The sequence below is a fragment of the Parapedobacter brassicae genome (assembly GCF_051400755.1).
GTDB lineage: Bacteria > Bacteroidota > Bacteroidia > Sphingobacteriales > Sphingobacteriaceae > Parapedobacter.
This window is the reverse complement of record NZ_JBLFFL010000002.1, coordinates 495,306-517,957: the sequence shown is the minus strand read 5'-3', so window position 1 is coordinate 517,957 and position 22,652 is coordinate 495,306. Positions and strand designations below refer to the sequence as shown.

Genomic DNA, 22,652 nt, shown 5'->3' with positions numbered 1-22,652 from the left:
AAAAATAACATATTAAATAAAACAGGCATGCTTTTATTTTACGCCACCGCCAAGGCTGCGGTACAGCAACACATAGGCATCGATCTGCTGGCGCTTCAGATCGGCAAGCTCCAATTCGTTTTGCAGCGCGTTCTGCTGGGCGGCGATCACTTCCAGATAAGATGCCATGCCGCTGCCGAACAGCAGCTGCGCATTGGGGATCGCTTTTTCCAGCTTGTCCTTCTGCGATTGGGCAATTTCGACCTGTGTCTTCAGCTTATCAAGCCGCGCGAGCGCATCCGATACCTCACCCACGGCATTCAGTACGGTTTGTCTGAAACCGATCACCGCATTTTCCCGCTGTATCTTAGCGGCTTCAAACTGCGTTTTCAATTTCCGGTTGTTGAAGATGGGTTGCATGACGTTTCCCGCCAGGTTGCCAAACAGTGAAGCCGGCATGACAAACCAGTTGCTCGCCTGAAAGGCATTCAGTCCACCTGAGGCCGTTATTCGCAGTGCGGGATAGCGGTTGGCCTGAGCGATTCCCACCTGTGCATCTGCAATCCGGAGGGCATATTCGCTTTCGATGACGTCCGGTCGACGGCTCACCATCGCCGCGGGTATACCAACGGCAAACTGTTCGGGAACCGTGAAGCTACGCAGTTGGCCCTTGGTTTTGATCGCCGCAGGGGTATTTGCCATGAGGATACTCAAGGCATTTTCCTGGATAAGCAGGGCCTGTTCGAGCCGGGGTATCCAGGCCCTTGTCTGTTCCCGTTGTACCTCGGCTTGCTGGACCGCCAGGATGGAGACCTGTCCGGATTCATATTGGAGGCGGATGATGCGCAGTGTGCTGTCGCTGAGCGCCAGGTTGCGCCGGGTGATGTCCAGCTGCTCCCGCAACATCAATAGCGTGTAGTAAGCGGAGGCCGACGCGGCAACCAAGCGGGTTTGCAGTGATTTCACCGCTTCGGTGCTTTGCAGATACGCCGCCAGAGAAGCTTCTTTCTGTTGCCGTATCTTGCCCCATATATCAAGCTCCCAGCTGACCCCCAATGCAGCCGTATAATCCTCGATGTGGTTGGCACCGATGAAATTGCCAAGGTTTAACCCATTCAGGCTGTTTTGCGAAGGCCGTGCGGTGTTGGCGGCTAGCTCGGCCTGCACCGCGGGCAGCCACGCTGCTTTAGCTTGTTTCAGGTACGACTCATTCAGGGTGATGGTGTTCAGGGCCACCTGCATATCAAAGTTACGGGTCAACACGCTGTCGATGATCCCCTGCAGGGTCGTGTCGGTAAAAAACCGTTTCCATTCCAGTTGCGCGATGCTGCCAGTGTCATCTGCCAGGGCATGCGCGGGAAGCGTGTCTGCCAACCGGAATGCCTTCGGCATGCTTTCATCCGGACGGATGTTTTCCCTCCCGGCGCTGCACGAATAGAGCAGCGCCGGTATCGCCAGCAGGAGCAGCGCGGGATAGCTCGTTAATTTGGTCTCCCATTTGGCACCCAGCCGTTCCTGCAGGTATTGGAAAACGACAAAGAGGACCGGGATCACGAATATACCGAGAACCACCCCGGTAAGCATGCCCCCCACCGCACCGGCACCGATGGAATGGTTGCCCAGCGCAGACCCGCCGGTTGCGCGCAGCAACGGGATCATCCCGACGATGAAGGCAAAAGACGTCATCAGGATGGGGCGTAGCCGCAGACGGGATGCTTCCATAGCTGACTCGATGAGCCCCATGCCCGCCCTTCGCCGTTGCACGGCATATTCCACGATCAGGATGGCGTTTTTCGCCAGCAAGCCGATCAGCATGATCAGCGCCACCTGCACGTAGATATTGTTTTCGATGCCCATCAGGTTGATGAACAACATGACGCCGAACACGCCCAAGGGTATCGTCAGGACCACCGCCAAGGGGAGGATATAGCTTTCATACTGTGCCGCCAGCAGGAAGTACACGAATACCAGGCTCATGATGAAGACGATCGTCAGCTGCGAACCCGCATTTTTCTCCTCTCGGGTCATTCCGGTCCATTCATAAGCAAAGTTGCGGGGCAGCACTTCATTGGCTGTTTCTTCGATGGCCAGGATCGCATCTCCGGTACTATACCCCACATTCGGCTTGCCGTTGATGGTCACCGCATTGTACAGGTTGTTGCGCGTCACCGTTTCGGGTCCATATACCCGGTTTAACGTGACCATCGCATTGGCGGCCACCATTTCGCCATCGGCATTCTTCACATAGATCTCGTTGAGCGACGATGCGTCATTCCGGTGCGCAATATCGGCTTGGGCGATCACCCGATAGAATTTACCAAAACGGTTGAAATCCGACACGAAACTACTTCCGAAATACACCTGCACCGTTTGCAGCAGGTCGCTGACATTAACGCCCAGTTGCTTGGCCTTTTCATCATCGACCACCAGTTCGTATTGCGGGTTGTTGGCCGCAAACGTGGTAAAGGCAAACGCAATTTCCTTGCGCTTCATCAACGCCGCGATAAACTCCTGAGCGGTAGCATCCAATTTTTCCAGCGGTCCGCTGCCGCGGTCCTGCAACATAAACTCAAAGCCATCCACGTTGCCGAAGCCCGACACCGTGGGAAAAGTGAAGAACACCGCCTCCGCATCCTTCACCTCCGCCGCCACCTTCTGCGTGAGGCTTGCCGCGATGGCCTCATAGTCCTTGATCGGTCCGCGCTGGTCTTTGGATTTCGTGCGGATGAATCCCGCACCATACGATGCGGCGTTGGCATTTGAAATGAAGTTCAGGCCATCCACCTGGTAGTGGTTCAGGGTAAACGATTCCTTGGCCACGATCTCCTCGATCTGCTTCATCGCCCGCTGTGTCCGCGCCAGTGAACTACCCGGAGGAGTGTTGACCGCATAGAGCACAAAGCCCTGATCTTCCGTGGGGATAAACCCCGTCGGCGTCTGCTTGACCAGGAATGCCGTTACCACCGTCACCAACGCCAGGCCGCATAACACCACCCATTTGTGATGCAACAGCAGCCGGAGCGATTTCAGGTAATGATCGGTGACCGCCTTAAACGCCACATTAAACGCGGTGAAGAAGCGTTGCACAACACCGCTCTTGCTGTCGGCTCCATGCCCTTCGGCATGACCGTTCTTCAGGAACAGGGCGCACAGCGCCGGACTGAGCGTCAGTGCATTGAGGGCCGAGATCAGGATGGCCACGGCCAGTGTGAAGGCGAATTGCCGATAGAACACCCCCGCCGGTCCTTGCATGAAGGTTACGGGCACGAATACCGCCACCATCACCAGCGTGATGGAAACAATCGCGCCGGATATTTCCTTCATCGACTCCAAGGTGGCATCCCTTGCCGGCAGTCCCGTCCGTTCCATTTTTGAATGAACAGCCTCCACCACCACGATCGCATCATCCACCACGATGCCGATGGCCAGCACCAGCGCAAACAGCGTCAGCAAATTGATACTGAAACCGAACAGCTGCATGAAGAAGAACGTGCCGATGATGGCTACGGGCACCGCGATGGCCGGGATCAGCGTGGAACGGAAGTCCTGCAAGAAGATAAAGACGACTAAGAAAACCAGGATAAACGCCTCGATGAGTGTATGGTTTACCTGGCTGATCGATTCATCGAGGAAGTCCTTTGCATTAAACATGATAACGGGTTCGATACCCTTGGGCAGCGTCTCGGAAAAAGCGTCGAGCTGCCGCTTCGCTTCGGTCAGGATCTCGTTAGCGTTTGAGCCCGCCGTCTGCAACAACGCAATACCCGAGGTGGCATTGCCGTTCAGCCGACTATTGGCGGCGTACGAAAACGAGCCGAAGGACACCCTGGCCACATCTTTCAGCCGGACGATATCACCGTCGTTCGTTGCCTTCACAATGATGTTTTCGTAGTCTTCATTTTTATTGAGCTTGCCCCTGTACTTCAGCACATATTCGAACATTTCGGGACTGCTCTGTCCCAACCTGCCGGGGGATGCTTCTACATTTTGGTCCGTGACGGCGCGCATGACCTCTTGGGGCGACAGGTTATACGCAACCAGCCGGTCCGGTTTCAACCAGATACGCATGGCGTATTCCCGTCCGCCGAAGGGTTGTACCTCCGCCACACCGGGGATCCGCTGCATCTGCGGAATGAGATTGATCTTGATGTAGTTTTGTATAAACGCCTCGTCGTACAGGCTATCTTTGCTCGTGAGCGCCACAAACATCAAAAAGCTATTTTGCTGCTTTTGAGTAGCTATGCCCGCCTGGATCACTTCCTGCGGGATTTTGTTGCTGGCTTTGGACACCCGGTTTTGCACGTTTACGGCAGCGATATCCGGATCGGTACCCTGTTTGAAAAACACGGTCAACGTCATGCTCCCGTCGTTGCTGGAGTTGGATGTCATGTAGGTCATGTTTTCCACACCGTTTACCGCCTCTTCGAGGGGCGTGGCCACCGACCGGGCCACCGCCTCGGCATTGGCGCCGGGGTATGATGCCGTGACCACCACGGTGGGTGGCGCGATATCCGGAAATTGGGAAATAGGCAGCGTCAGCGCCGAAATCACGCCAAGTAAAATCAATAAGATGGAGATAACGGTCGACAATACCGGCCGTTCGATAAATTTTTTTAACATCAGAAGGCGATTAACAGAAATAAAAAATAATCGGATTACAGTGCTTGCTGCTTCATTAAACTATCCAGCGTCACCGGCTCCGGTGTAATAAACGCACCGTCTTGCAACCGGTCCAACCCGGCATACACAATCCGGTCGCCCGGTACCATGTCCTTTTCGACCAAATAGGACGTACCGCTTTTGCCCGCAACCGCAATCGGCCTGCTTTCCACCCGGTTGCTATCCGAAACCGCAAATACAAACACTTTGTCCTGCACCTCGAAGGTCGCTTCCTGAGGAATCAACATGACCGACGAGGATACCTGCGGAATGCGGACCCTCCCCGTATTGCCGGAGCGGAGCAGACCGTCTTCGTTGGGAAAAACCGCCCGGAAGGTGATGGTGCCCGTACGGTTATCAAATTGCCCCGACACCAGCTCCACCTTCCCTTTCTGCGCATACGTCGTGCCATCAGGCAGCACCAGGTCCACCGGTGGCAGGTGGGTTATCTTTTCGGCTATCGTGCTACCCTGTACCCGCTTCTTAAAACCGATGAAGTCATTTTCGCTCAGCGAGAAGTAGACAAAGACATTCCGGATTTCCGAAAGCACCGTCAACGCTTCGGGGGTGGTCGTGCTGACAAGGCTACCGGTTTTAAACGGGATGCGGCCGATGTAACCGGCTGTTGGTGCCGCGATGACCGTATAGCCCAAGTTGATCTGGGCACCTTCTACCATGGCCTTTGCTTGCATCACGTTGGCTTCAGCTACCCGTTCGGCCCCTAAGGCGGTATTCAGCTGCACCTCGGAGAGCACCTGATTTTTCACCAAAGGGGTGAGCTTGGCCACATCGATACGCGCGTTCGCGAGGTTAGCCTCGGCAGCAGCCAGGCTTGCCTTGGCATTGTTGAGTTGCTCGTTATATGCCCGGGGATTGATGCGGAAGAGCGGTTGTCCTTGCTGCACATAGGCCCCCTCATCTACATAAATATGTTCGAGTTGGCCGTCTACCTGCGGGCGGATCTCGATGTCTTTACTGCCCTCGAGGGTTGCGGGATACTCATCATAGGTGGTCGCCTGCTGCAAGCTCAGCGTGAGCACAGGTAAGCGTTGCGGAGTGGCAGCCGCCTGCTCGTTTCCGGAAGACGTACGGCACGCCTGCATCGTGATCAGCATCAAAAAACCCAGTATCAGCAATGAGTTGCGGCTTGTGAAGAATGTTACCCGAGTTGGAAATGTACTATTCATGATCTGTATATATATGATTTTAAAATTCACCTATCGATATTATATTTCCTAACAGTGTTAGGATAATGGGCAAAAAAATTTACCCTTTCAGGTTTTTGATAAACCCGGTGATGGCATCGTCCAACACCAATTTAGTGAGTTGTTCGGTATCGTCCGGCGGGGCCACCATTTTGATGGAAATCAAGCCGTGCAATATGGACCAGAAGGTGTGGTACTTGAGGCAGGCGTTGTTCTCGGCATCCTTATGTTTTCCTTTTTCCATGATCTCAATCATCGGAGCCATGATCAAATCGCGGAATACCGACCGCTCCGGCATGCATTTATCCATTTCGCAGTAGGGTATGCTCATGCCCCACATCAGCTGGTAGTATTCCTTATTTTTGAAAGCAAATTCCCAATACGCGTCCGCAATCGCCTTGAGCTGTCCCGCGGGATCCGTGGAGGTCGCCTTTGCTGCCGTCAGCTTATCGATAACCAGTTCGAACCCCTGTTTGCCAAACTCAATCAGGATGGCTTCCTTATTTTCAAAATGATCGTAGATGACCGGTACGCTGTATTGGATGGCGTCAGCGATCTTACGGATGGACAGCGACTGCCAGCCTTCCTCCTTCACGATCTGCCACCCTGTCGTGAGGATATTGGACCGCAAGGCTTCCTTCTCCCGTATTCTCCGTTCAACGATACTCATCTGATTAAATTACCTAACAGCGTTAGCAAAAGTAACAGGGTTTGACCAGCGATGCAAGCGTTTGTCAAAAACTGATGATTCGATGACATAACGACGAACGGCTGCTTCTGGGATTCGAATGAAAAAGCCCGTATCAACAAGAATACGGGCTGCTTAATCTGTGAGCCGACGATGGGATTCGAACCTACGACCTACGCATTACGAATGCGTTGCTCTACCAGCTGAGCTACGTCGGCATAATGTAGATTGACCGGCGCAAACTTAGCTAAAGTTGGATAAAAATGCAAGTCGATTACGTCAGCGTGACGGCAAGTTCGATCTTGGTGTTGAGTAGCTTGGATATCGGACAGATTTCCTTTGCCTTTTCGGCGATTTCTGTAAACTCCGTTTCGGAAATACCGGCTACCTCGCCCTTCAAATCCAATTGTACCGAGGTAATGCTTCCGTCTTCGAAGGTGACCTTGGCTTCGGTATCGAGGTTCGTGGGTTCATAGCCCTTTTCGCTGAGCAGAAAGCTGAGCTGCATGGTGAAACAACCGGCGTGGGCGGCGCCGATCAGCTCTTCGGGATTGGTACCTGCACCGTCTTCAAATCGCGTTCGGTACGAATATTGCGTTTGGTTTAGCACGGTGCTTGCAGTGCTTAACGTTCCGCTGCCATCTTTTCCGGTGCCTTTCCAGTTGGCACTTGCTTTTCTGGTGAATTTCATCTGATTGATTTTTGATTTTATGTAAAGTTACACACGGAGAACAAGTATCCCGCTAAAATTGTTTATAAATTCGCGACATGGATAGGCTTATATACCTCGACAACAATGCCACTACGCCGCTCGATCCGCGGGTGCTGGAGGCGATGATGCCCTACTTCACGACAAACCATGCCAACGCGTCCAGCGTGACGCACCGGGCGGGAAGGGCGGCGGCAGCAGCCGTCGAGAAAGCCCGGGAGCAGGTAGCGGCGCTTATCGGGGCGGAGGCGAAGGAAATGATCTTTACCTCGGGGGCGACCGAAGCCATCAACATGGCCGTGAAAGGGGTCTTTGAGCACTACCAAACGAAAGGGAAACACGTCATCACCTGCGCTACGGAACACAAGGCGGTACTGGACACACTGGCTTATTTGGAGCGGAAAGGAGCCGAGGTGACGCGACTGCCCGTGGATACAGATGGGAATATCGACCTCGCAGCGCTGGAAGCGGCCATCCGGAAAGACACCGTACTGATCGCACTGATGCATGCGAACAACGAAACGGGGATCATCCACCCGGTACAGGATATCGCGCGTATCGCCAACAAACACGATGTGCTGTTCTTTTGTGATGCTACCCAGGCGGCGGGCAAGGTTGATGTGGATCTCCGGACCGCAGGCATCGATCTGCTCTGCGTGAGTGCGCACAAACTGTACGGTCCAAAGGGCGTAGGCGCATTGTATGTCAGGCGCCGGAGCAGGCGGATACAGACGGGGGCGCTGCTGCATGGCGGCGGCCAGGAGCACAAGCTTCGCGCCGGCACGTTGAATGTGCCGGGCATCGTGGGACTGGGCATGGCCGCTGAAATCGCCCAGCAGCACCTCGCCGATGAATCGCGGCGACTGGAAGCGCTGCGGGACCGCCTGGAAGCGGCGTTGACCAAGCTGCCGGCCACCGTCGTGAACGGGCAGCATGCGCAGCGGCTGCCCCACGTGAGCAACATCAGCTTCCGGCACCTCAAGGCCGACCAGATCATGGTAAACGTGCCGGATATTGCGCTCGCTTCGGGGTCGGCCTGTGTCAGCGGCACGCGCGACCCTTCGCATGTGCTCAAGGCCATGGGACACCCGGACGCTGATGCACACGCCGCCCTGCGGTTCAGCCTGGGCAGGTTTAACACCGCCGAGGAGGTGGAGTCCTGTATCGCGCAGGTGCGTGCAGCGGTGGAAACACTAAGGGCCTCCTCCCCCATCTGGCAATTGCACGAAGCGGGATTGGTCGATTAACTATTTACCTATTAACGTTAAACATTCACGGATTGACTACAGCAAACAACATCTTGATCATCGGGGCATTCGACCGTTACAATTATGGGGATCTTCTTTTCCCCTTGGTCATCGAGGCACAATTGAAAACTTATGGTATACCCTTCGATGCCTCGTACTTCGGCATCGTCAAAAGCGACCTCAGTGCCCTGGGCGGCAAGCCCACGGAAGATATCCAGGCATTTTATCGGCAGTGCAACGCGGGTGTGGGCCATACGAGTGTGATCGTTGCCGGGGGCGAGGCGGTAGCCGTGACGTGGAGCTCATTGCTCTTGGCCTTGAATAAGACATTTAAACGCACGCATCGCTTCCATCACCGCATAGACAAGGTCTTTGATGTCAACCGATTTGCCAAGTGGGTATTGCATGGCAAGACCGAGCTGCCTTTTGTGTTCCGTGCGGCTGATTTTGCCGGGGTGGATCGGGTGATCTTCAATTCGTTAGGTGGATCCGAATTGGATCCGGCGATCTTCGAGCGTTTTGCCAGCCTTCGCGATAAATTACCGCAGGTAGACTATTTCGCCGTGCGTGACGATGCTACCCAGCGCAACATGGCGGCGCAAGGTATTGACACTAGGCGCTATCCGGATTCGGCCGTCCTGATGTCCAAGTTTTACCCCAAGGCCTGGCTGGCCGAGCGGGTGTCCCCATCCGTCTACCGATACGTCGCGGAAAAGCGCGGAACATATGCCTTCTTCCAGGTCAAAAACAACCACGCGAAAAACAATGAAGCACTGATCGCAAAGCAGTTGGACTTGATGGCCAGCCACTCGGGCATGGACCTCTGCCTCTGCCCGATCGGCAAGGCGCTCAATCACGATGATCACTTGGCGCTGCAACGCATCGCACCACTATTGACACATAGCCATACCGTATTTGATGAGGTCGGTATTTGGGATATCATGTATCTGATCGCGAATGCCGGTGTATATGTCGGCACCAGCCTGCACGGTGCCATTACGGCCATGAGTTACGCCGTGCCCTATGTGGGTGTGACCGTCACCAAACTCAACAGCTACCTGCAAACCTGGGGCATCGACGGTATTAATCGCATCGTGCCGCTGGACGGCATCTTCGAAGGATTCCAGCGTGCACTGAACGCCGACCGCACGATGCTCGAGCAATCCAGGGAAACGCAGTTGAAGGCCGCGGAAGAATCGTTTGCACACATCCAAAAACTGGTACTCCCCCCGTCCGGACAATCATGAATCGGCACCTCCTCACACCGGAAGTCCAGCAGTACCTGCGCGCGCACGAAACCATGGCACCCGCAGACATGGCGTTGGCGAAGAGCCCCTTTGCAGCAGTATCTTCAGCAGAATTGGCACAGCAGCTGGATGGGCGGCAGCGGTGCCGCAAAAAACTACCCTTGTGGTACGATACCTCAGGCATCTATTATCCGGAAAAGCTATCCCTTGAACAAACCTCCTCGCAGGTGACCGCGGCTTACAAAACTGCACTGCTGCCCCCGCACATACGGGTGGCAGACCTTACCGGAGGATTCGGCATAGACGCCTATTTTTTTGCGCAGCGGGCGACATCCGTGATCCACTGCGAGCGCAACGCTTCGCTTTCGGAGATCGCCCGGCATAATGCTTCGATCTTAGGCGCTGATGACATCACCTTCATCGCCGCCGATGGCCTGGAATACTTGAAAACCCTGGCCGATGATACCATGGACTGCATCTACCTAGACCCCTCCCGGCGGGTGGACAAGCGCAAGGTCTTCCGGCTGGAGGATTGCGAACCCAATGTGGTAGCCGTACAACGCATCCTGTTGCAAAAAGCGGGAAAAGTACTCGTTAAATCAGCTCCACTGCTCGACATATCCGCTGCGCTGGGCGTACTCCAGCACGTCAGCGAGGTGCACATCCTCAGCGCCGACAATGAAGCTAAGGAGCTGCTGTTCCTGCTCGACAGGGCGCATGCCGGTGCTCCACTGTTGACAGCGGCGGCATTGAAAGGCGGCAGCGTGCAGCCGTTCTCATTTCATGCCGCGGAAGAAAAGGCAGCTGTCGCCGACTTCGGTCCGCCGGGTCAGTACCTCTACGAGCCGGATGCGGCGCTGCTCAAGGCGGGCGCATTCAAACTGATGGGGCAGCGCTACGGGTTGAAAAAACTTCATCCACACACCCACCTCTATACCGCAGACACGGTGGTCGCGGACTTCATCGGCAAAACATTCCAAGTAGACCACGTGATGCCTTATGCCGAATTTAAAAAGGACAAGAGTGCCGCGCAGGCCAATGTCAGCACCCGGAATTTTCCATTGAACGCCGATACGCTCCGCAAGAAGCACCGCATCGGTGAAGACGGAAGCAAACACCTTTTTTTCTGTACTGGCATCAACGATGTGCTCTTGGTCATCTTTGCATCAAAATGCTGATCGTCGCTTGCGCGTGATGGATGGAATCCGGTAATTTGCGCACATGGCTAAACAACTAACGCTTTCCGCGCTCGATCTTTCAGTAATCATACAAGGTGGCGACGCCGCTACGGCCATCGCCCGCACCGTGGAGGCCGCCCAGCATGTGGAACGACTGGGTTACACCCGCATCTGGCTTGCCGAGCACCACAATATGGAATTCGTTGCGAGTTCGGCCACATCGGTGCTGATCGGCCATGTGGCGGACAAGACCCATCACATCCGTGTCGGTTCAGGAGGGATCATGCTTCCCAACCACGCGCCGCTGGCAGTTGCCGAACAATTCGGCACGCTGGAAACCCTCTATCCCGGGCGCATCGACCTAGGCCTGGGGCGTGCACCCGGCACTGATCAGCTGACCGCGATGGCCCTGCGCCGCAACAACCTCAACACGGCCTACCACTTTCCGGCCGATATCCGGGAGCTACAGCTGTATTTCAGCGAGGACAATATCGATGGGCGCGTGCGCGCTTTTCCGGGTGAAGGACTGGACATCCCGATCTGGGTACTGGGCTCCAGCACCGACAGCGCGTATCTGGCAGCCGAAATGGGATTGCCCTATGCCTTTGCCGCCCACTTTGCACCCCAGCAGTTCCGCGCGGCAATTTCGTTGTACAGGGAACATTTCAAACCATCGGCAGCCCTCGAGAAACCCTACGTACTGGCTTGCGTCAATGTCATCGCGGCCGATACGGACGAGGAAGCGCATGTGCTGGCCACGAGCATGTACCGCATGTTCCTGGGCATCATTACCAACACCCGCCAACCACTGCAGCCGCCTGTCCCGTCGATAGACCCCTATTGGTCGCCCGACGTCGAAGCGGCCGTAAAGGCCATGACCGCCTGCACGTTTATCGGCAGCCGCGAAACGTTGCATGCGCAGCTTTCCCGATTTGTTGAAGAAACGGAAATAGACGAACTGATGACCACAGGAAACATCTACGACCAAGGGGCCAGACTGAAATCCTACAGCATTTTACAGGCTGCACTTGCCTAAATCGGCCCATTCGGCGTTTTGTTCCCGATATGTGCGATGAATACCGTGCATTTTTTCTAAGTTTGCACGCAAAACCTTATTGGATATACACAACAATGAAGTTACTTGATGGAAAAACGGCACTGGTCACCGGCGCTTCAAAAGGTATTGGCAGGAAGATCGCCGAGAAATTCGCAGAACAGGGGGCAAATGTGGCCTTTACATACCTGTCTTCTGTAGAAAAAGGACAGGCCCTCGAAAACGAATTACAGGCCCACGGCACTAAGATAAAAGGTTATCGCTCGGATGCCTCCAAGTTTGACGATGCGGAGAAACTGGTTGAGGCGGTTGTAGCGGAATTTGGCACCCTCGATATCGTGGTCAACAACGCGGGCATTACCAAGGATGGTCTCCTATTGCGCATGACCGAAGACCAATGGGACGATGTGATCGACATCAACCTCAAGTCGGTATTCAATGTCACCAAAGCAGCTGCCAAGGTCATGATGAAAAACCGCAGTGGCGTATTCATCAACATGAGCTCGGTCGTGGGTGTGCAGGGCAATTCCGGGCAGACCAATTATGCGGCCTCCAAGGCCGGGATTATCGGTTTTTCAAAATCGGTGGCCAAGGAATTGGGTTCACGCAATATCCGCTGCAACGTCATCGCTCCGGGGTTTATCCGCACGGAGATGACGGACGTATTGGACCCCAAGGTGGTGGAAGAATGGGAACAGGGCATCCCGTTGAAGCGTGCGGGCGAGGCTGAAGACGTGGCCAACGCCTGCTTATTCCTGGCGTCCGATCTTTCTGCCTATATCACTGGCCAGGTACTTTCGGTGTGCGGCGGGATGCTTTAATAGTATTTACCGAATGAAGTTATAAATGGTAATTACCAGCAACAAGATTAACAGATATCTGTACAACACCTTGTTGCCGAAATTGAGCGTCCAGCCCAAGCCATTTAACTTAGGAACGACCAACAGCGGATCTTTGGGATTATAATAGAATAGTCCCATCTTCCAGTATCCAAGGTTATTTCGATCGTTCATCGGGTTTGTGTTTCTCACGAAGATAAGTAATTTTGATGACACCGAGCAAGAAAATTCCGTCGTTGCATCAATTGTTTAGCATACAATCCCCTCAAGCATTTGAGGAGGCGTGCATGGCCGTATTTCATCATCAGGCGCGCAGCTGCCGTGTATATGCCGAGTACTTATCCGCATTGAACATCAAACCGGAAGATATCCTACGTTCGGAAGACATTCCCTTCCTGCCCATTGAATTTTTCAAGAGCCATATAGTCATTACAGGTATCCAAGAACCGCAAATCGTCTTCAGCAGTTCAGGCACCACAGGCACCACATCGAGTAAGCACTATGTTGCCGATTTGACCGTCTACGAACGCAGCTTCCGGATCGGGTTCGAACAATTTTATGGTCGGCCGGATGAACTGACCGTACTGGCGCTTCTCCCCGCCTACGCCGAGCGAACGGGGTCGTCCCTCATCTACATGGTAGATGACCTGATCAGGCAGAGCGGCCATCCGCTGAGCGGATATTTCCTCTATAACCATGATGAGCTATACGATGCGTTGCAGCAATTGAATGCCCAAGGGGCTAAAACCCTGCTCATCGGCGTCACCTTTGCGTTGCTTGATTTCGTGGAAAACCACCGCATGGAATTCCCCCAACTCATCGTGATGGAAACCGGTGGCATGAAAGGCCGCAGGCGCGAAATGATCCGTGAAGAGGTGCACGAAAGGCTGTGCGGAGGATTTGGTGTGCCACACATTCACTCGGAGTATGGGATGACAGAGTTATTATCCCAGGCATATTCATCCGGCAATGGCCTATTCCGTTGCCCGCCGTGGATGAACGTGTACATCCGGGATACGAACGACCCGTTTAGCTCCCTTCCCTTGGGACGCACCGGGGCGATCAATGTGGTCGACCTGGCCAATATCCATTCCTGCTCGTTCATTGCCACGCAGGATCTAGGGAAACTTCATCCCGATGGCCGCTTTGAAGTGCTGGGCCGCTTTGATCAAAGCGATATCCGCGGGTGTAATCTGTTGGTGCAATGATTCGCTGGTGTATCACTGCAAACTCGGGTCGCTGAAGGTATCGCCTTGGCGGATATCGCCCGTATCGTATCCTTTTTTGAACCAATAGGCGCGCTGTTCGGATGTGCCATGGGTGAAGGCCTCGGGCACAACACGCCCCTGGGCTTGCATCTGCAAGCGGTCGTCACCCACCGCTTCGGCCGCTTTCATGCCTTCCACAATGTCGTCATACTCCAACTGCACTTCGGATCGCTTATTGGCGTGGTGTGCCCATACGCCCGCGTAAAAGTCGGCTTGCAGCTCCAGCATCACCTGCACTTTGTTGTATTGCACCTCGCTAAGCTGTTGCCGCGCGCTATTCACTTTGTCCATTGCGCCGGTAAGCTTCTGGATATGGTGGCCCACTTCATGAGCCAGCACGTAAGCGATGGCAAAATCGCCCGTTGCGCCAAAGCGCTCGGTCAATTCGTCATTGAAACTGAGATCGATATATACCTTTTCGTCTGCCGGGCAATAAAACGGGCCGTAGGCGGAAGCGCCCATACCGCAACCATCGGTCTGTGTCCCTTCACGATACAAAACCAGTGTCGCTGGCCGGAATTCCAGCCCATTTGCTTGATAGACGGAGGTCCAAACATCTTCCGTACTGGCGAGCACGGACCGCACTAACTCGGTAAGCTCTGCTTCCTCCGCACTGATTTCTACCGATCCTTCCGATTGCTGCACACCCGTGGTCTGCAACTGCTGCAGCAACTGTTGGGGGTCGCCACCCATCAGCAGGCCAATGACCAGCACTACAATGCCCCCTACACCTCCCAAGGCCAGCTTACCACCAGAAGACATGCCACGCCTGTCTTCAAAATTGTCGCTTTGTCTACTACCTTTCCAACGCATATCGATTAATGAGCTATAAAAAAAGCCTCACAACACTGCAAGGCTCCATATGATTAACATGTTTATCTTTCGGTTTAAAACGAATAGTCGTCTTTAGAATCGTCAGCCAAACCTACACCGTTATTTTCAAATCCGGGTTCATACCGCTTTTCCACTACTTCCTGATGACCCTTGATATAATCGACAACCTCACTCAGCCCTTCTGCAAACTTTTCAAAATCTTCTTTGTATAAGAATACTTTATGCTTGATGAATACGCCGTCCTCAAACCGCTTCTTGCTTTCCGTGATCGTAATGTAATAATCGTTGGAACGGGTCGCCTTTACGTCGAAAAAATAAGTGCGCTTACCAGCCCTTACCTTTTTTGAAAAAACCTCTTCACGCTCTTTGTTGTCAAAATCTCCCATTATTAAGCTTTTTATTTTTTATACTCAGAATCGGGATAAATATAAAAGAAATTAGTCGATTAAAACAAATGTTTGTCCTAAATTGTATAAAATATTTTTTATTTCACCAAATCTACCCACGGCCTCCCGGGGTTTTTGCTTTTACCGAAATAAAGTGGCCGCTCACCGAGAAAAAAACCTCGGTCGCCTAATCCGATTTGCGGATAGGGAAGATTCGGCATACCTTTGGAATACCATTTGAAGGCAACAAGTATAAAACAAACTTAATAAAACATTATGAATAAGCAACATCATCCGACACGTGACTACAATGCGGGCAGAATGTGGGCAGGGATTATTATCTTGAGCATCGGCGCGGCGTTGCTTGCCGGCAGACTGGGGCTCGACTGGATCTTCCCGCCGTGGCTGTTCAACTGGCACAACCTGTGGCCCCTGGTGCTCATTATCGTCGGACTGGTAATCGGGGGCAACTCCAATTTCCGGAATCCGGTATCGATATTTCTGATCGGTTTTGGCGGCTTTTTCCTGCTTAAGGAAGCCTTCCACGTGAACATCGGTCCGATTATCTGGCCAGTGGTCATCATCGGCATCGGCCTTTGGCTGCTATCGGGCAGGGGAAGACCGGGGCGCCCGCGGGGTCCATACCGGGGCAATCGGTTTGACCCAGAGACACCTCCTCACAGCTCGTATGAATGGGACAAACGTGTAACGGACGAACCAAAAGGCCCCGCATCCAGCGGGGCTTCGGCCTTTGATGAAGCGGAGGAAGGAGAACCTCGTTCAACAGCATTCACCAACGAGGACTATGTCAAGTCTACCGCCGTATTCAGCGAAGTGAAGAAGACGCTTATTTCCAAGCGTTTCCAGGGGGGCGAGATTGTCAACATCTTCGGTGGCACCGACATCAACCTCATCCAAGCAGACATTCAGCATCCCATCGTCATCGACGTATTCCAATTATTTGCGGGCACCAAGATCATTGTACCCGCGCACTGGAAGGTTCAGTCTGAAATGGTATCTGTTTTCGGTGAGGTAGATGACCGGCGCTTTACACAGGGCATACCGCATGACGAACAGAAGGTCTTATACATCAAAGGTACCTCCATTTTCGGGGGCATCACGATTAAAAACATCTAGCCAGACACAGCCTTCGTGAGCGCCACACCCTATACCGCTTCCAAACAACGGATGATCAACATCAGTTGTTTTATCATTTGGATCGCTTACGCGCTTATCCAGACCGCCTTGCTGTGGTGGTTCGAGATCGACTTTAACCTGGCGTTGAACGACAGCCTCATCAGTGCGACCGTCATTACCCTAAGCTGCTACGTCATCGCGAGTGCGCTGAACCACTACTCACCCCGAAGGAAAGGATACTTCTATATTGTCATTTGGGGACTGGCGCTGGCCGCCATCAGCATATCAGCGGACCGGTGGATCCTGCAATACGTGATCTTCGATGAAGCATACCTGGACCGGATAGACCTGTCGTTGCCGCTGCGCTTTTTTATCAATGCAATGCTGATTGCATGGATAGCGATCATCAACATCCTATGGAATATCCAGCAGGAATACAAGGAAAATGAACAACGGAAAGCCGATGCCGAGCGGCTCGCCCGGGAGGCCGAACTGTACAACCTCCGGCAGCAATTGCAACCGCATTTCCTCTTTAACAGTCTCAATTCAATCATCGCCCTTATCGGCCGCAAGCCGGATGAGGCCAGAAACATGACCTTCCAGCTATCTGACTTCCTCCGGGGTACGCTCCGCAAAGATGATCAACAGCTGATCGCGCTCAAGGATGAATTGGAACATCTCCAGCTCTACCTCGAGATCGAGAAGGTCCGCTTCGGTCACCGCTTAGCAACGCAGATCGACTACGATGAAGAATGCCTCGGCATGACTTTGCCCGCGATGATCATGCAGCCGCTGGTGGAAAATGCCATCAAATATGGGCTATATGATACTACGGAACACGTAACCATCAGCATCGCCTGTGCCTGCAGCGACCGCCTATTGGAAATACAGATTGAAAATCCCTACGACAGCCAGAGCAACAAGCCCCGCAGGGGTACCGGGTTTGGGCTCCGCGGTGTCCAGCGCCGCTTATTTTTGTTATTCGGCCGCACCGATCTGTTGGAAACCAGGGCGACAACCCATATCTTTACCAGCATCATCAAAATTCCCCAGTTATGATAAAAGCGGTGTTGGTAGATGACGAACCCTTGGCACGGAGCATGGTAGCGGAATACCTGGAGCATTACCCTCAGGTAGCTATCGTGGCGGAATGCAGCGACGGTTTTGAAGGTGCCAAAGCCATTATGCAACATCAACCGGACATCGTTTTTCTCGACATACAAATGCCCAAAATCAATGGCTTTGAGATGCTTGAGATCATCGATCAGCAGCCGGCCGTCATTTTTACCACGGCCTTTGACGAATATGCCATCCGCGCGTTCGAGCAGCATGCCGTGGATTATTTGCTAAAGCCGATCACCAAAAAACGGTTTGATCAAGCCATGGCCAAATTTCTCGATGCGCGCCAGGAAGCGATAGGCAAGGAAAACACCCGGAAACTGCTGAACACCGTGCAAAACACGGGCGGTATGCTCGAGCGCGTGGTGGTAAAAACGGGCGCTAAAATCAAAATCATCCCCGTGGGCAGCATCACTTGCCTCGAAGCGGATGACGACTATGTACGCATCTATACCGAGGATGGCGTTTTCCTGAAGAACAAGACCATGGCCTCTTTCGAGGAACAGCTAAACCCACTCCACTTCGTCCGGGTGCACCGTTCGTTCATCATCAGGATCGATCACATCATCCGCCTGGAACCCCATGAAAAGGATAGCCACGTCGCGGTGCTATCCGACGGCAAAAAAGTAAGCGTGAGCAAAAATGGTTATGCCCGCCTAAAACAATTATTAGGATTGTAGGCGGGTTTGATGTAATTTTGCGACATGTTTGGAACCATAAACAGAATAGCCTGCACCCTATTGTTGTTGCCTACACTTTCAGTCCTAGCACAGGAGGAAGAAAGCAATCAACGTATCAACCAAGCGGTATTCAACAAAATCGAGTATCACTTCAATCTGCAGGAAACGGATTCCATATATGCGCTGACCGGACCGAAATTCAAGCAGTCCCTTTCCCTGCAAGCATTCCAAACGGTGATGTCGCAACAGCTCTATCCCCTGGGACAAATCCAATCGGCCGAATTGCAACGTTATGAGAAGGGCATCGGCACATACCGGCTTAATTTCCTGAGCACCCCATTGCAGGTGGTCCTCGGGCTGGATAGCCTCCGTCAGATCGAAACCCTGCTCTTTCAACCCTTTGCCGGCGACCCGGTACCGGAAAAAGCCCAGCCCGTGGCGCCAAGCAATACCTCGGCATCCACACTTGACGCGTACATCGACTCGCTGGCATTGGCATACAGCCGCAAGGAACATACGCATGCCCTGGCCATCGGCATCATCAATGCCGGAAAGACCAGCAGTTATTACTATGGTGAAACAGAACAAGGCAATAAACGGCTTCCCGATGAAAACACACTGTTCGAAACAGGGTCGATCACCAAGACGTTTACCGCGACGTTGCTCGCGTATCTGGCCCAAACCCAGCAGCTGAGTATCGATGACACCATCACCAAGTACCTGCCCGATTCGGTGGCGGCGAACCCAGACCTGCAGCGGATCACGCTGAAGCAGCTTGCCAGCCATACCTCGGGCCTGCCGCGGATGCCCGCCAATATCAGTGCAACCTCGGCATCTCACCCGACGAACCCGTATGAAGGGTACACCCAGGACCATCTGTATGCCTACCTGAAGTCATACAAAGCGGATGTGCCGCCGGATTCGATATACCAATACAGCAACCTCGGCTTCGGACTGCTGGGGGATATCCTCTCGACCGTGTCCGGAAAGCCGTATAATGAGCTGGTACAGGAAATCATCTGCCGGCCTTTGGGCTTGAAAAACACGACGGAACAGCCCAGCCCGGACAGCCAATATGTGGCCAAGGTGTACAACAGTAAAGGCGAGGAAACGCTCTTGTGGACGTTTGGCGCGTTTACCGCACACGGGTCACTCAAATCGACGGTGCCTGACTTACTCAACTATGCCAAGGCCCATTTCAAGATGCCGGAAAGTGATTTGGAACATGCCTTGGCCCTCACCAGGCAGTTCACGTTCTTCCATCCGCCGGATACGGACATCGGGCTGGCATGGCATATGAACCTGGTAGGCGATGAACTCATGTATTGGCACAACGGCGGTACCTTCGGCAGCAGCAGCTACATCGCCTTTACCCCCGATAAAAAAATAGCGCTGGTGGTGCTCTCCAATACCGCTGAATCGGTGGACGCCATCGGCTTAGCCATTTTGAATCATCTGCTGAAAGCGAAATAGCGGATAATTGTATATTCCATGAAACGGATCCTCCTATTCACGTTGATTTGCTACGCATCCAGTGCGTTTGCTCAGCAAATCGCTTTCGAGCGCGACAGCAATACCACCGCCACCTACGAAGAGGCGATTGCCTTTTACCAGGCACTCGATGAGCAGTATGCCGCATGTAAGTTGCTCACGTATGGTCCAACCGACTCCGGCAAACCGTTGCACCTATTGGTTATCGCCAAAGATGGGCAGTTTGACCCGCAGCGACTCCATCAGCAAGACAGGCCTGTCATCCTTATCAACAACGGCATCCACCCCGGCGAACCGGAAGGTATCGATGCCTCCATGATGCTGGCGCGCGACCTGCTGGCGCAAAACAACCTGCCTCAACACGCCGTGCTGTGTATCATCCCGGTATATAACATCGGGGGGATGCTCAACCGCGGTACCTCACGTGCTAACCAAAACGGACCGGAGGCCTATGGTTTCCGCGGCAACGCCCGCAACTACGACCTCAACCGGGATTTCATCAAAACCGATTCGCGCAATTCCCGCTCGTTCCAAGAAATCTTCAACCTGTGGCAACCCGATGTCTTCATGGATACGCACACCAGTAATGGCGCGGACTACCAATATGTGATGACCCTGATCGACACACAGGTGGATAAACTGCATCCGGTCCTGCATAACCTGGCCAAAACGTTTACCTCCGGACTATACACCCGTATGGAAAAAAGCGGCTACGAAATGGTACCCTACGTCAATTTCATGGGACGTACACCCGAGTCTGGCTTGGTCGCGTTCTACGAGACGCCCCGGTATTCTACGGGATACGCTGCCCTGCACCATACCGTTGGCTACATGCCCGAAACCCACATGTGGAAACCCTATCCCCAGCGGGTGCGGTCGACCTACGCACTGCTTGGGCATTTCGTCACCCAGGCCGACCAACAAGCGGACAAGATCCACCGGCAACGCAAGGCCGCCTTGGAGCAGTCGAAGACCCAGCGCCAATTTGTACTCACCTGGCAGCTGGATACCACACAACATGAGCAAATCGCATTCAAGGGATACGAATCGGGCGAAAAACCAAGCGATATCAACGGCTTCCCGAGACAGTATTACGACCGCAGCAAACCGTTTACGAGAACAATCCCCTACTATAACCGATATACGCCCGATGTGACGGTGACGAAACCTCGTGCGTACGTCATTCCCCAGGCATGGCAGGACGTGGCGGAACTGTTGCAGCTCAACGGCGCCAAGGTAGAACGGCTGGAATGGGATACGCTGCTGACCCTCGAAATGTATTACATCACCGACTACCAGACTGCACGCAGTCCCTACGAAGGGCATTATATACACAGCGACGTGAAACTGAAGCCCGTTGAGCAGCAAATCCAGTGTTACCAGGGTGACTACCTGGTGGTGACCGACCAACCGGTGAACCGGTTTATCGTGGAGGCGCTGGAGCCCCAAGCGGCTGATTCGTATTTCAGCTGGAACTTCTTCGACAGTGTTCTCGGTCAAAAAGAATACTTCTCTGCCTACATCTTCGAAGATGAAGCCTTCCGGATGCTGAACGATGATGCCGGACTGAAGCGCGAATTTGAAGCAGCTAAGGCGGCCGACGAGCAATTGCGCAGTAATGGGCGCGCCCAGCTGGACTGGATATACAAGCACTCGCCTTACTATGAAAAGACGCACCTGCGGTATCCGGTGGGCAGGTTGCTGACCGCGTGGAAAGACTAATATACACCGCATAACCGCATGACTGATCAACGGCTTATCAGCATCGATTTTACAAGAGGCATCGTCATGATCATCATGGCATTGGACCATGTGCGCGAGCTTATCCATGTAAACGCCGCTCAAGACCCCACCGATTTAGCAACGACAACGCCCATGCTGTTTCTCACCCGGTGGGTGACACACCTATGCGCGCCGACCTTTGTGTTCTTGGCTGGCCTTTCGGTATACCTGCTACGCCGAAAACATACCGGTCGCGCACAGACCCGGAAATACCTACTTACACGCGGCCTCTGGCTGGTGATACTGGAGTTTACATTGGTAAACTTCGGGATGTTTTTCGACGTAACATTTAGCGTATTGCTTTTTGAAGTCATTGCCGCAATCGGTGCCGGATTCATCATCCTCGCCTTCTTGCTGCCATTAGGTTCCAAAACCGTCGCACTGTTGGGCATTATCATCATCGCCTGCCATGAAGCATTTGCCCTGATCCCTTTCGGAGATCATTCGCTCATCAAAACCCTGCTCCAGCCACTGTTTGTCCCCAGTGTATTTCCTGTTACATCCGTCGGGGTTTTTGTCGTAGGTTACCCCCCTATCCCGTGGCTGGGCATCATGCTTGCGGGCTATGGCATCGGACCGTTATTTGAACGTCCAAGCGGTACCAGAAAAAGAGTGTGTCTTCAAATCGGGATCGGGGCATTGCTGCTTTTCGTCATCGTGCGGTTGATCAACGGCTACGGCAATGCCGCGCCGTGGTCACCCCAAGAAAACGGACTATATACCATGCTGTCGTTTATCAACATCACGAAATATCCCCCCTCGCTTTTGTTCTGTTTGGTTACGTTGGGAATCATGTTTTTGATCCTAGCCTTTGCAGAGCGGTTGAAAGGCAATTGGGTAAGCGCCATCCTCGTTTACGGACGGGTCCCTTTATACTATTTCTTGCTGCATTTTTACCTGATCCACCTCCTGTTGATCGCGATCTTGCTGCTGCAAGGCTTCTCTTGGTCGCAACTGTCCTTTGCATCCGGCACGTTCGGACGGCCCCAGGACGCTACCAGCGGTGTATCCCTAATCTGGATATACCTGATATGGATTAGCGTTGTCTTGGCATTATACAAACCTTCGGCATGGTTTGGCCGGTACAAAGCCAGCCACAAGCAGTGGTGGCTTAGCTACCTTTAGACCACCCCACCCACCTCCGACGCCC

The 22,652-nt window shown here is 53.4% G+C and carries 19 protein-coding genes and 1 tRNA gene; 12 read left to right on the top strand and 8 right to left on the bottom strand.

Annotated elements, in window-relative coordinates; genetic code table 11:
* Nucleotides 1-33: 33 nt before the first annotated feature.
* The 5 genes from ACMGDE_RS07635 to ACMGDE_RS07615 all read right to left on the bottom strand — a co-directional run bounded on the left by ACMGDE_RS07635 (nucleotide 34) and on the right by ACMGDE_RS07615 (nucleotide 7,222).
* The gene (locus ACMGDE_RS07635) at nucleotides 34-4,599 is read right to left on the bottom strand and encodes an efflux RND transporter permease subunit (RefSeq protein WP_436832181.1); all 4,566 of its coding nucleotides are present in this window, start codon (nucleotides 4,597-4,599) and stop codon (nucleotides 34-36) included.
* A gap of 35 nt (nucleotides 4,600-4,634) precedes the next feature.
* Complete coding sequence (locus tag ACMGDE_RS07630) at nucleotides 4,635-5,825, bottom strand: efflux RND transporter periplasmic adaptor subunit (RefSeq protein ID WP_436832180.1); 1,191 nt, start codon at nucleotides 5,823-5,825, stop codon at nucleotides 4,635-4,637.
* A 79-nt stretch (nucleotides 5,826-5,904) separates the two neighbouring features.
* Nucleotides 5,905-6,513, bottom strand: a complete 609-nt coding sequence (locus tag ACMGDE_RS07625; protein ID WP_436832179.1) for a TetR/AcrR family transcriptional regulator — start codon at nucleotides 6,511-6,513, stop codon at nucleotides 5,905-5,907.
* Between the two features lie 163 nt (nucleotides 6,514-6,676).
* Nucleotides 6,677-6,749 (bottom strand) — tRNA-Thr (locus ACMGDE_RS07620).
* 56 nt (nucleotides 6,750-6,805) lie between these two features.
* Complete coding sequence (locus tag ACMGDE_RS07615; protein ID WP_436832178.1) at nucleotides 6,806-7,222, bottom strand: OsmC family protein; 417 nt, start codon at nucleotides 7,220-7,222, stop codon at nucleotides 6,806-6,808.
* 77 nt (nucleotides 7,223-7,299) lie between these two features.
* Here ACMGDE_RS07615 and ACMGDE_RS07610 point away from each other — a divergent pair, with 77 nt between their 5' ends.
* The 5 genes from ACMGDE_RS07610 to fabG all read left to right on the top strand — a co-directional run bounded on the left by ACMGDE_RS07610 (nucleotide 7,300) and on the right by fabG (nucleotide 12,787).
* Nucleotides 7,300-8,487, top strand: coding sequence for a cysteine desulfurase family protein (locus ACMGDE_RS07610; protein ID WP_436832177.1), 1,188 nt, complete (start codon nucleotides 7,300-7,302; stop codon nucleotides 8,485-8,487).
* A 32-nt stretch (nucleotides 8,488-8,519) separates the two neighbouring features.
* Entirely contained in the window at nucleotides 8,520-9,734 is a 1,215-nt protein-coding gene (locus ACMGDE_RS07605) for a polysaccharide pyruvyl transferase family protein (RefSeq protein WP_436832176.1), read from the top strand.
* On the top strand, nucleotides 9,731-10,912 hold the full coding sequence (locus tag ACMGDE_RS07600) for a THUMP-like domain-containing protein (RefSeq protein WP_436832175.1): 1,182 nt from the start codon (nucleotides 9,731-9,733) through the stop codon (nucleotides 10,910-10,912). The genes ACMGDE_RS07605 and ACMGDE_RS07600 overlap by 4 nt, the downstream gene beginning before the upstream one ends.
* 43 nt (nucleotides 10,913-10,955) lie before the next feature.
* Nucleotides 10,956-11,948 carry an LLM class flavin-dependent oxidoreductase gene (locus tag ACMGDE_RS07595; RefSeq protein WP_436832174.1) on the top strand — a complete coding sequence of 331 codons (993 nt, stop codon included), beginning with the start codon at nucleotides 10,956-10,958 and terminating at the stop codon, nucleotides 11,946-11,948.
* A 95-nt stretch (nucleotides 11,949-12,043) separates the two neighbouring features.
* Entirely contained in the window at nucleotides 12,044-12,787 is a 744-nt protein-coding gene (gene fabG / locus ACMGDE_RS07590; RefSeq protein ID WP_436832173.1) for a 3-oxoacyl-[acyl-carrier-protein] reductase, read from the top strand.
* Between the two features lie 6 nt (nucleotides 12,788-12,793).
* Here the strand turns inward: fabG and ACMGDE_RS07585 are convergent, their stop codons facing one another.
* Nucleotides 12,794-12,979, bottom strand: a complete 186-nt coding sequence (locus ACMGDE_RS07585) for a DUF5808 domain-containing protein (protein WP_436832172.1) — start codon at nucleotides 12,977-12,979, stop codon at nucleotides 12,794-12,796.
* 113 nt (nucleotides 12,980-13,092) lie between these two features.
* Here ACMGDE_RS07585 and ACMGDE_RS07580 point away from each other — a divergent pair, with 113 nt between their 5' ends.
* On the top strand, nucleotides 13,093-14,013 hold the full coding sequence (locus ACMGDE_RS07580; RefSeq protein WP_436832171.1) for an acyl transferase: 921 nt from the start codon (nucleotides 13,093-13,095) through the stop codon (nucleotides 14,011-14,013).
* Between the two features lie 12 nt (nucleotides 14,014-14,025).
* Here the strand turns inward: ACMGDE_RS07580 and ypfJ are convergent, their stop codons facing one another.
* Entirely contained in the window at nucleotides 14,026-14,886 is an 861-nt protein-coding gene (gene ypfJ, locus ACMGDE_RS07575) for a KPN_02809 family neutral zinc metallopeptidase (RefSeq protein ID WP_436832170.1), read from the bottom strand.
* Nucleotides 14,887-14,960: 74 nt separating this feature from the next.
* Nucleotides 14,961-15,293 carry a DUF3276 family protein gene (locus ACMGDE_RS07570; protein WP_436832169.1) on the bottom strand — a complete coding sequence of 111 codons (333 nt, stop codon included), beginning with the start codon at nucleotides 15,291-15,293 and terminating at the stop codon, nucleotides 14,961-14,963.
* Nucleotides 15,294-15,569: 276 nt separating this feature from the next.
* On the opposite strand from ACMGDE_RS07570, the gene ACMGDE_RS07565 reads away from it, so the two are divergent.
* Genes ACMGDE_RS07565 through ACMGDE_RS07540 form a run of 6 tightly spaced genes read left to right on the top strand, consistent with a single transcriptional unit; the run spans nucleotide 15,570 to nucleotide 22,627 of the window.
* Nucleotides 15,570-16,430 (top strand): LiaF transmembrane domain-containing protein, encoded by an 861-nt coding sequence (locus ACMGDE_RS07565; protein ID WP_436832168.1) that lies wholly within the window; start codon nucleotides 15,570-15,572, stop codon nucleotides 16,428-16,430.
* A gap of 15 nt (nucleotides 16,431-16,445) precedes the next feature.
* On the top strand, nucleotides 16,446-17,489 hold the full coding sequence (locus ACMGDE_RS07560) for a sensor histidine kinase (RefSeq protein WP_436832167.1): 1,044 nt from the start codon (nucleotides 16,446-16,448) through the stop codon (nucleotides 17,487-17,489).
* The gene (locus ACMGDE_RS07555) at nucleotides 17,486-18,229 is read left to right on the top strand and encodes a LytR/AlgR family response regulator transcription factor (protein ID WP_436832166.1); all 744 of its coding nucleotides are present in this window, start codon (nucleotides 17,486-17,488) and stop codon (nucleotides 18,227-18,229) included. Before ACMGDE_RS07560 ends, ACMGDE_RS07555 begins: the two co-directional genes overlap by 4 nt.
* 24 nt (nucleotides 18,230-18,253) lie before the next feature.
* Complete coding sequence (locus ACMGDE_RS07550) at nucleotides 18,254-19,702, top strand: serine hydrolase domain-containing protein (protein WP_436832165.1); 1,449 nt, start codon at nucleotides 18,254-18,256, stop codon at nucleotides 19,700-19,702.
* 18 nt (nucleotides 19,703-19,720) lie between these two features.
* Entirely contained in the window at nucleotides 19,721-21,442 is a 1,722-nt protein-coding gene (locus ACMGDE_RS07545) for a M14 family zinc carboxypeptidase (protein ID WP_436832164.1), read from the top strand.
* Between the two features lie 18 nt (nucleotides 21,443-21,460).
* Nucleotides 21,461-22,627, top strand: coding sequence for an acetyltransferase domain-containing protein (locus tag ACMGDE_RS07540; RefSeq protein ID WP_436832163.1), 1,167 nt, complete (start codon nucleotides 21,461-21,463; stop codon nucleotides 22,625-22,627).
* Nucleotides 22,628-22,652 lie beyond the last annotated feature (25 nt).

Excerpts from the sequence above, each read along its gene's own strand:
- fabG (WP_436832173.1), top strand. The coding sequence starts at position 12,044 with ATGAAGTTACTTGATGGAAAAACGGCACTGGTCACCGGCGCTTCAAAA.
- ACMGDE_RS07630 (WP_436832180.1), bottom strand. The coding sequence starts at position 5,825 with ATGAATAGTACATTTCCAACTCGGGTAACATTCTTCACAAGCCGCAAC.
- ACMGDE_RS07570 (WP_436832169.1), bottom strand. The coding sequence starts at position 15,293 with ATGGGAGATTTTGACAACAAAGAGCGTGAAGAGGTTTTTTCAAAAAAG.
- ACMGDE_RS07545 (WP_436832164.1), top strand. The coding sequence starts at position 19,721 with ATGAAACGGATCCTCCTATTCACGTTGATTTGCTACGCATCCAGTGCG.
- ACMGDE_RS07580 (WP_436832171.1), top strand. The coding sequence starts at position 13,093 with ATGGCCGTATTTCATCATCAGGCGCGCAGCTGCCGTGTATATGCCGAG.
- ACMGDE_RS07540 (WP_436832163.1), top strand. The coding sequence starts at position 21,461 with ATGACTGATCAACGGCTTATCAGCATCGATTTTACAAGAGGCATCGTC.
- ACMGDE_RS07615 (WP_436832178.1), bottom strand. The coding sequence starts at position 7,222 with ATGAAATTCACCAGAAAAGCAAGTGCCAACTGGAAAGGCACCGGAAAA.
- ACMGDE_RS07635 (WP_436832181.1), bottom strand. The coding sequence starts at position 4,599 with ATGTTAAAAAAATTTATCGAACGGCCGGTATTGTCGACCGTTATCTCC.
- ACMGDE_RS07565 (WP_436832168.1), top strand. The coding sequence starts at position 15,570 with ATGAATAAGCAACATCATCCGACACGTGACTACAATGCGGGCAGAATG.
- ACMGDE_RS07595 (WP_436832174.1), top strand. The coding sequence starts at position 10,956 with ATGGCTAAACAACTAACGCTTTCCGCGCTCGATCTTTCAGTAATCATA.
- ACMGDE_RS07585 (WP_436832172.1), bottom strand. The coding sequence starts at position 12,979 with ATGAACGATCGAAATAACCTTGGATACTGGAAGATGGGACTATTCTAT.
- ypfJ (WP_436832170.1), bottom strand. The coding sequence starts at position 14,886 with ATGCGTTGGAAAGGTAGTAGACAAAGCGACAATTTTGAAGACAGGCGT.
- ACMGDE_RS07600 (WP_436832175.1), top strand. The coding sequence starts at position 9,731 with ATGAATCGGCACCTCCTCACACCGGAAGTCCAGCAGTACCTGCGCGCG.
- ACMGDE_RS07550 (WP_436832165.1), top strand. The coding sequence starts at position 18,254 with ATGTTTGGAACCATAAACAGAATAGCCTGCACCCTATTGTTGTTGCCT.
- ACMGDE_RS07555 (WP_436832166.1), top strand. The coding sequence starts at position 17,486 with ATGATAAAAGCGGTGTTGGTAGATGACGAACCCTTGGCACGGAGCATG.
- ACMGDE_RS07625 (WP_436832179.1), bottom strand. The coding sequence starts at position 6,513 with ATGAGTATCGTTGAACGGAGAATACGGGAGAAGGAAGCCTTGCGGTCC.
- ACMGDE_RS07610 (WP_436832177.1), top strand. The coding sequence starts at position 7,300 with ATGGATAGGCTTATATACCTCGACAACAATGCCACTACGCCGCTCGAT.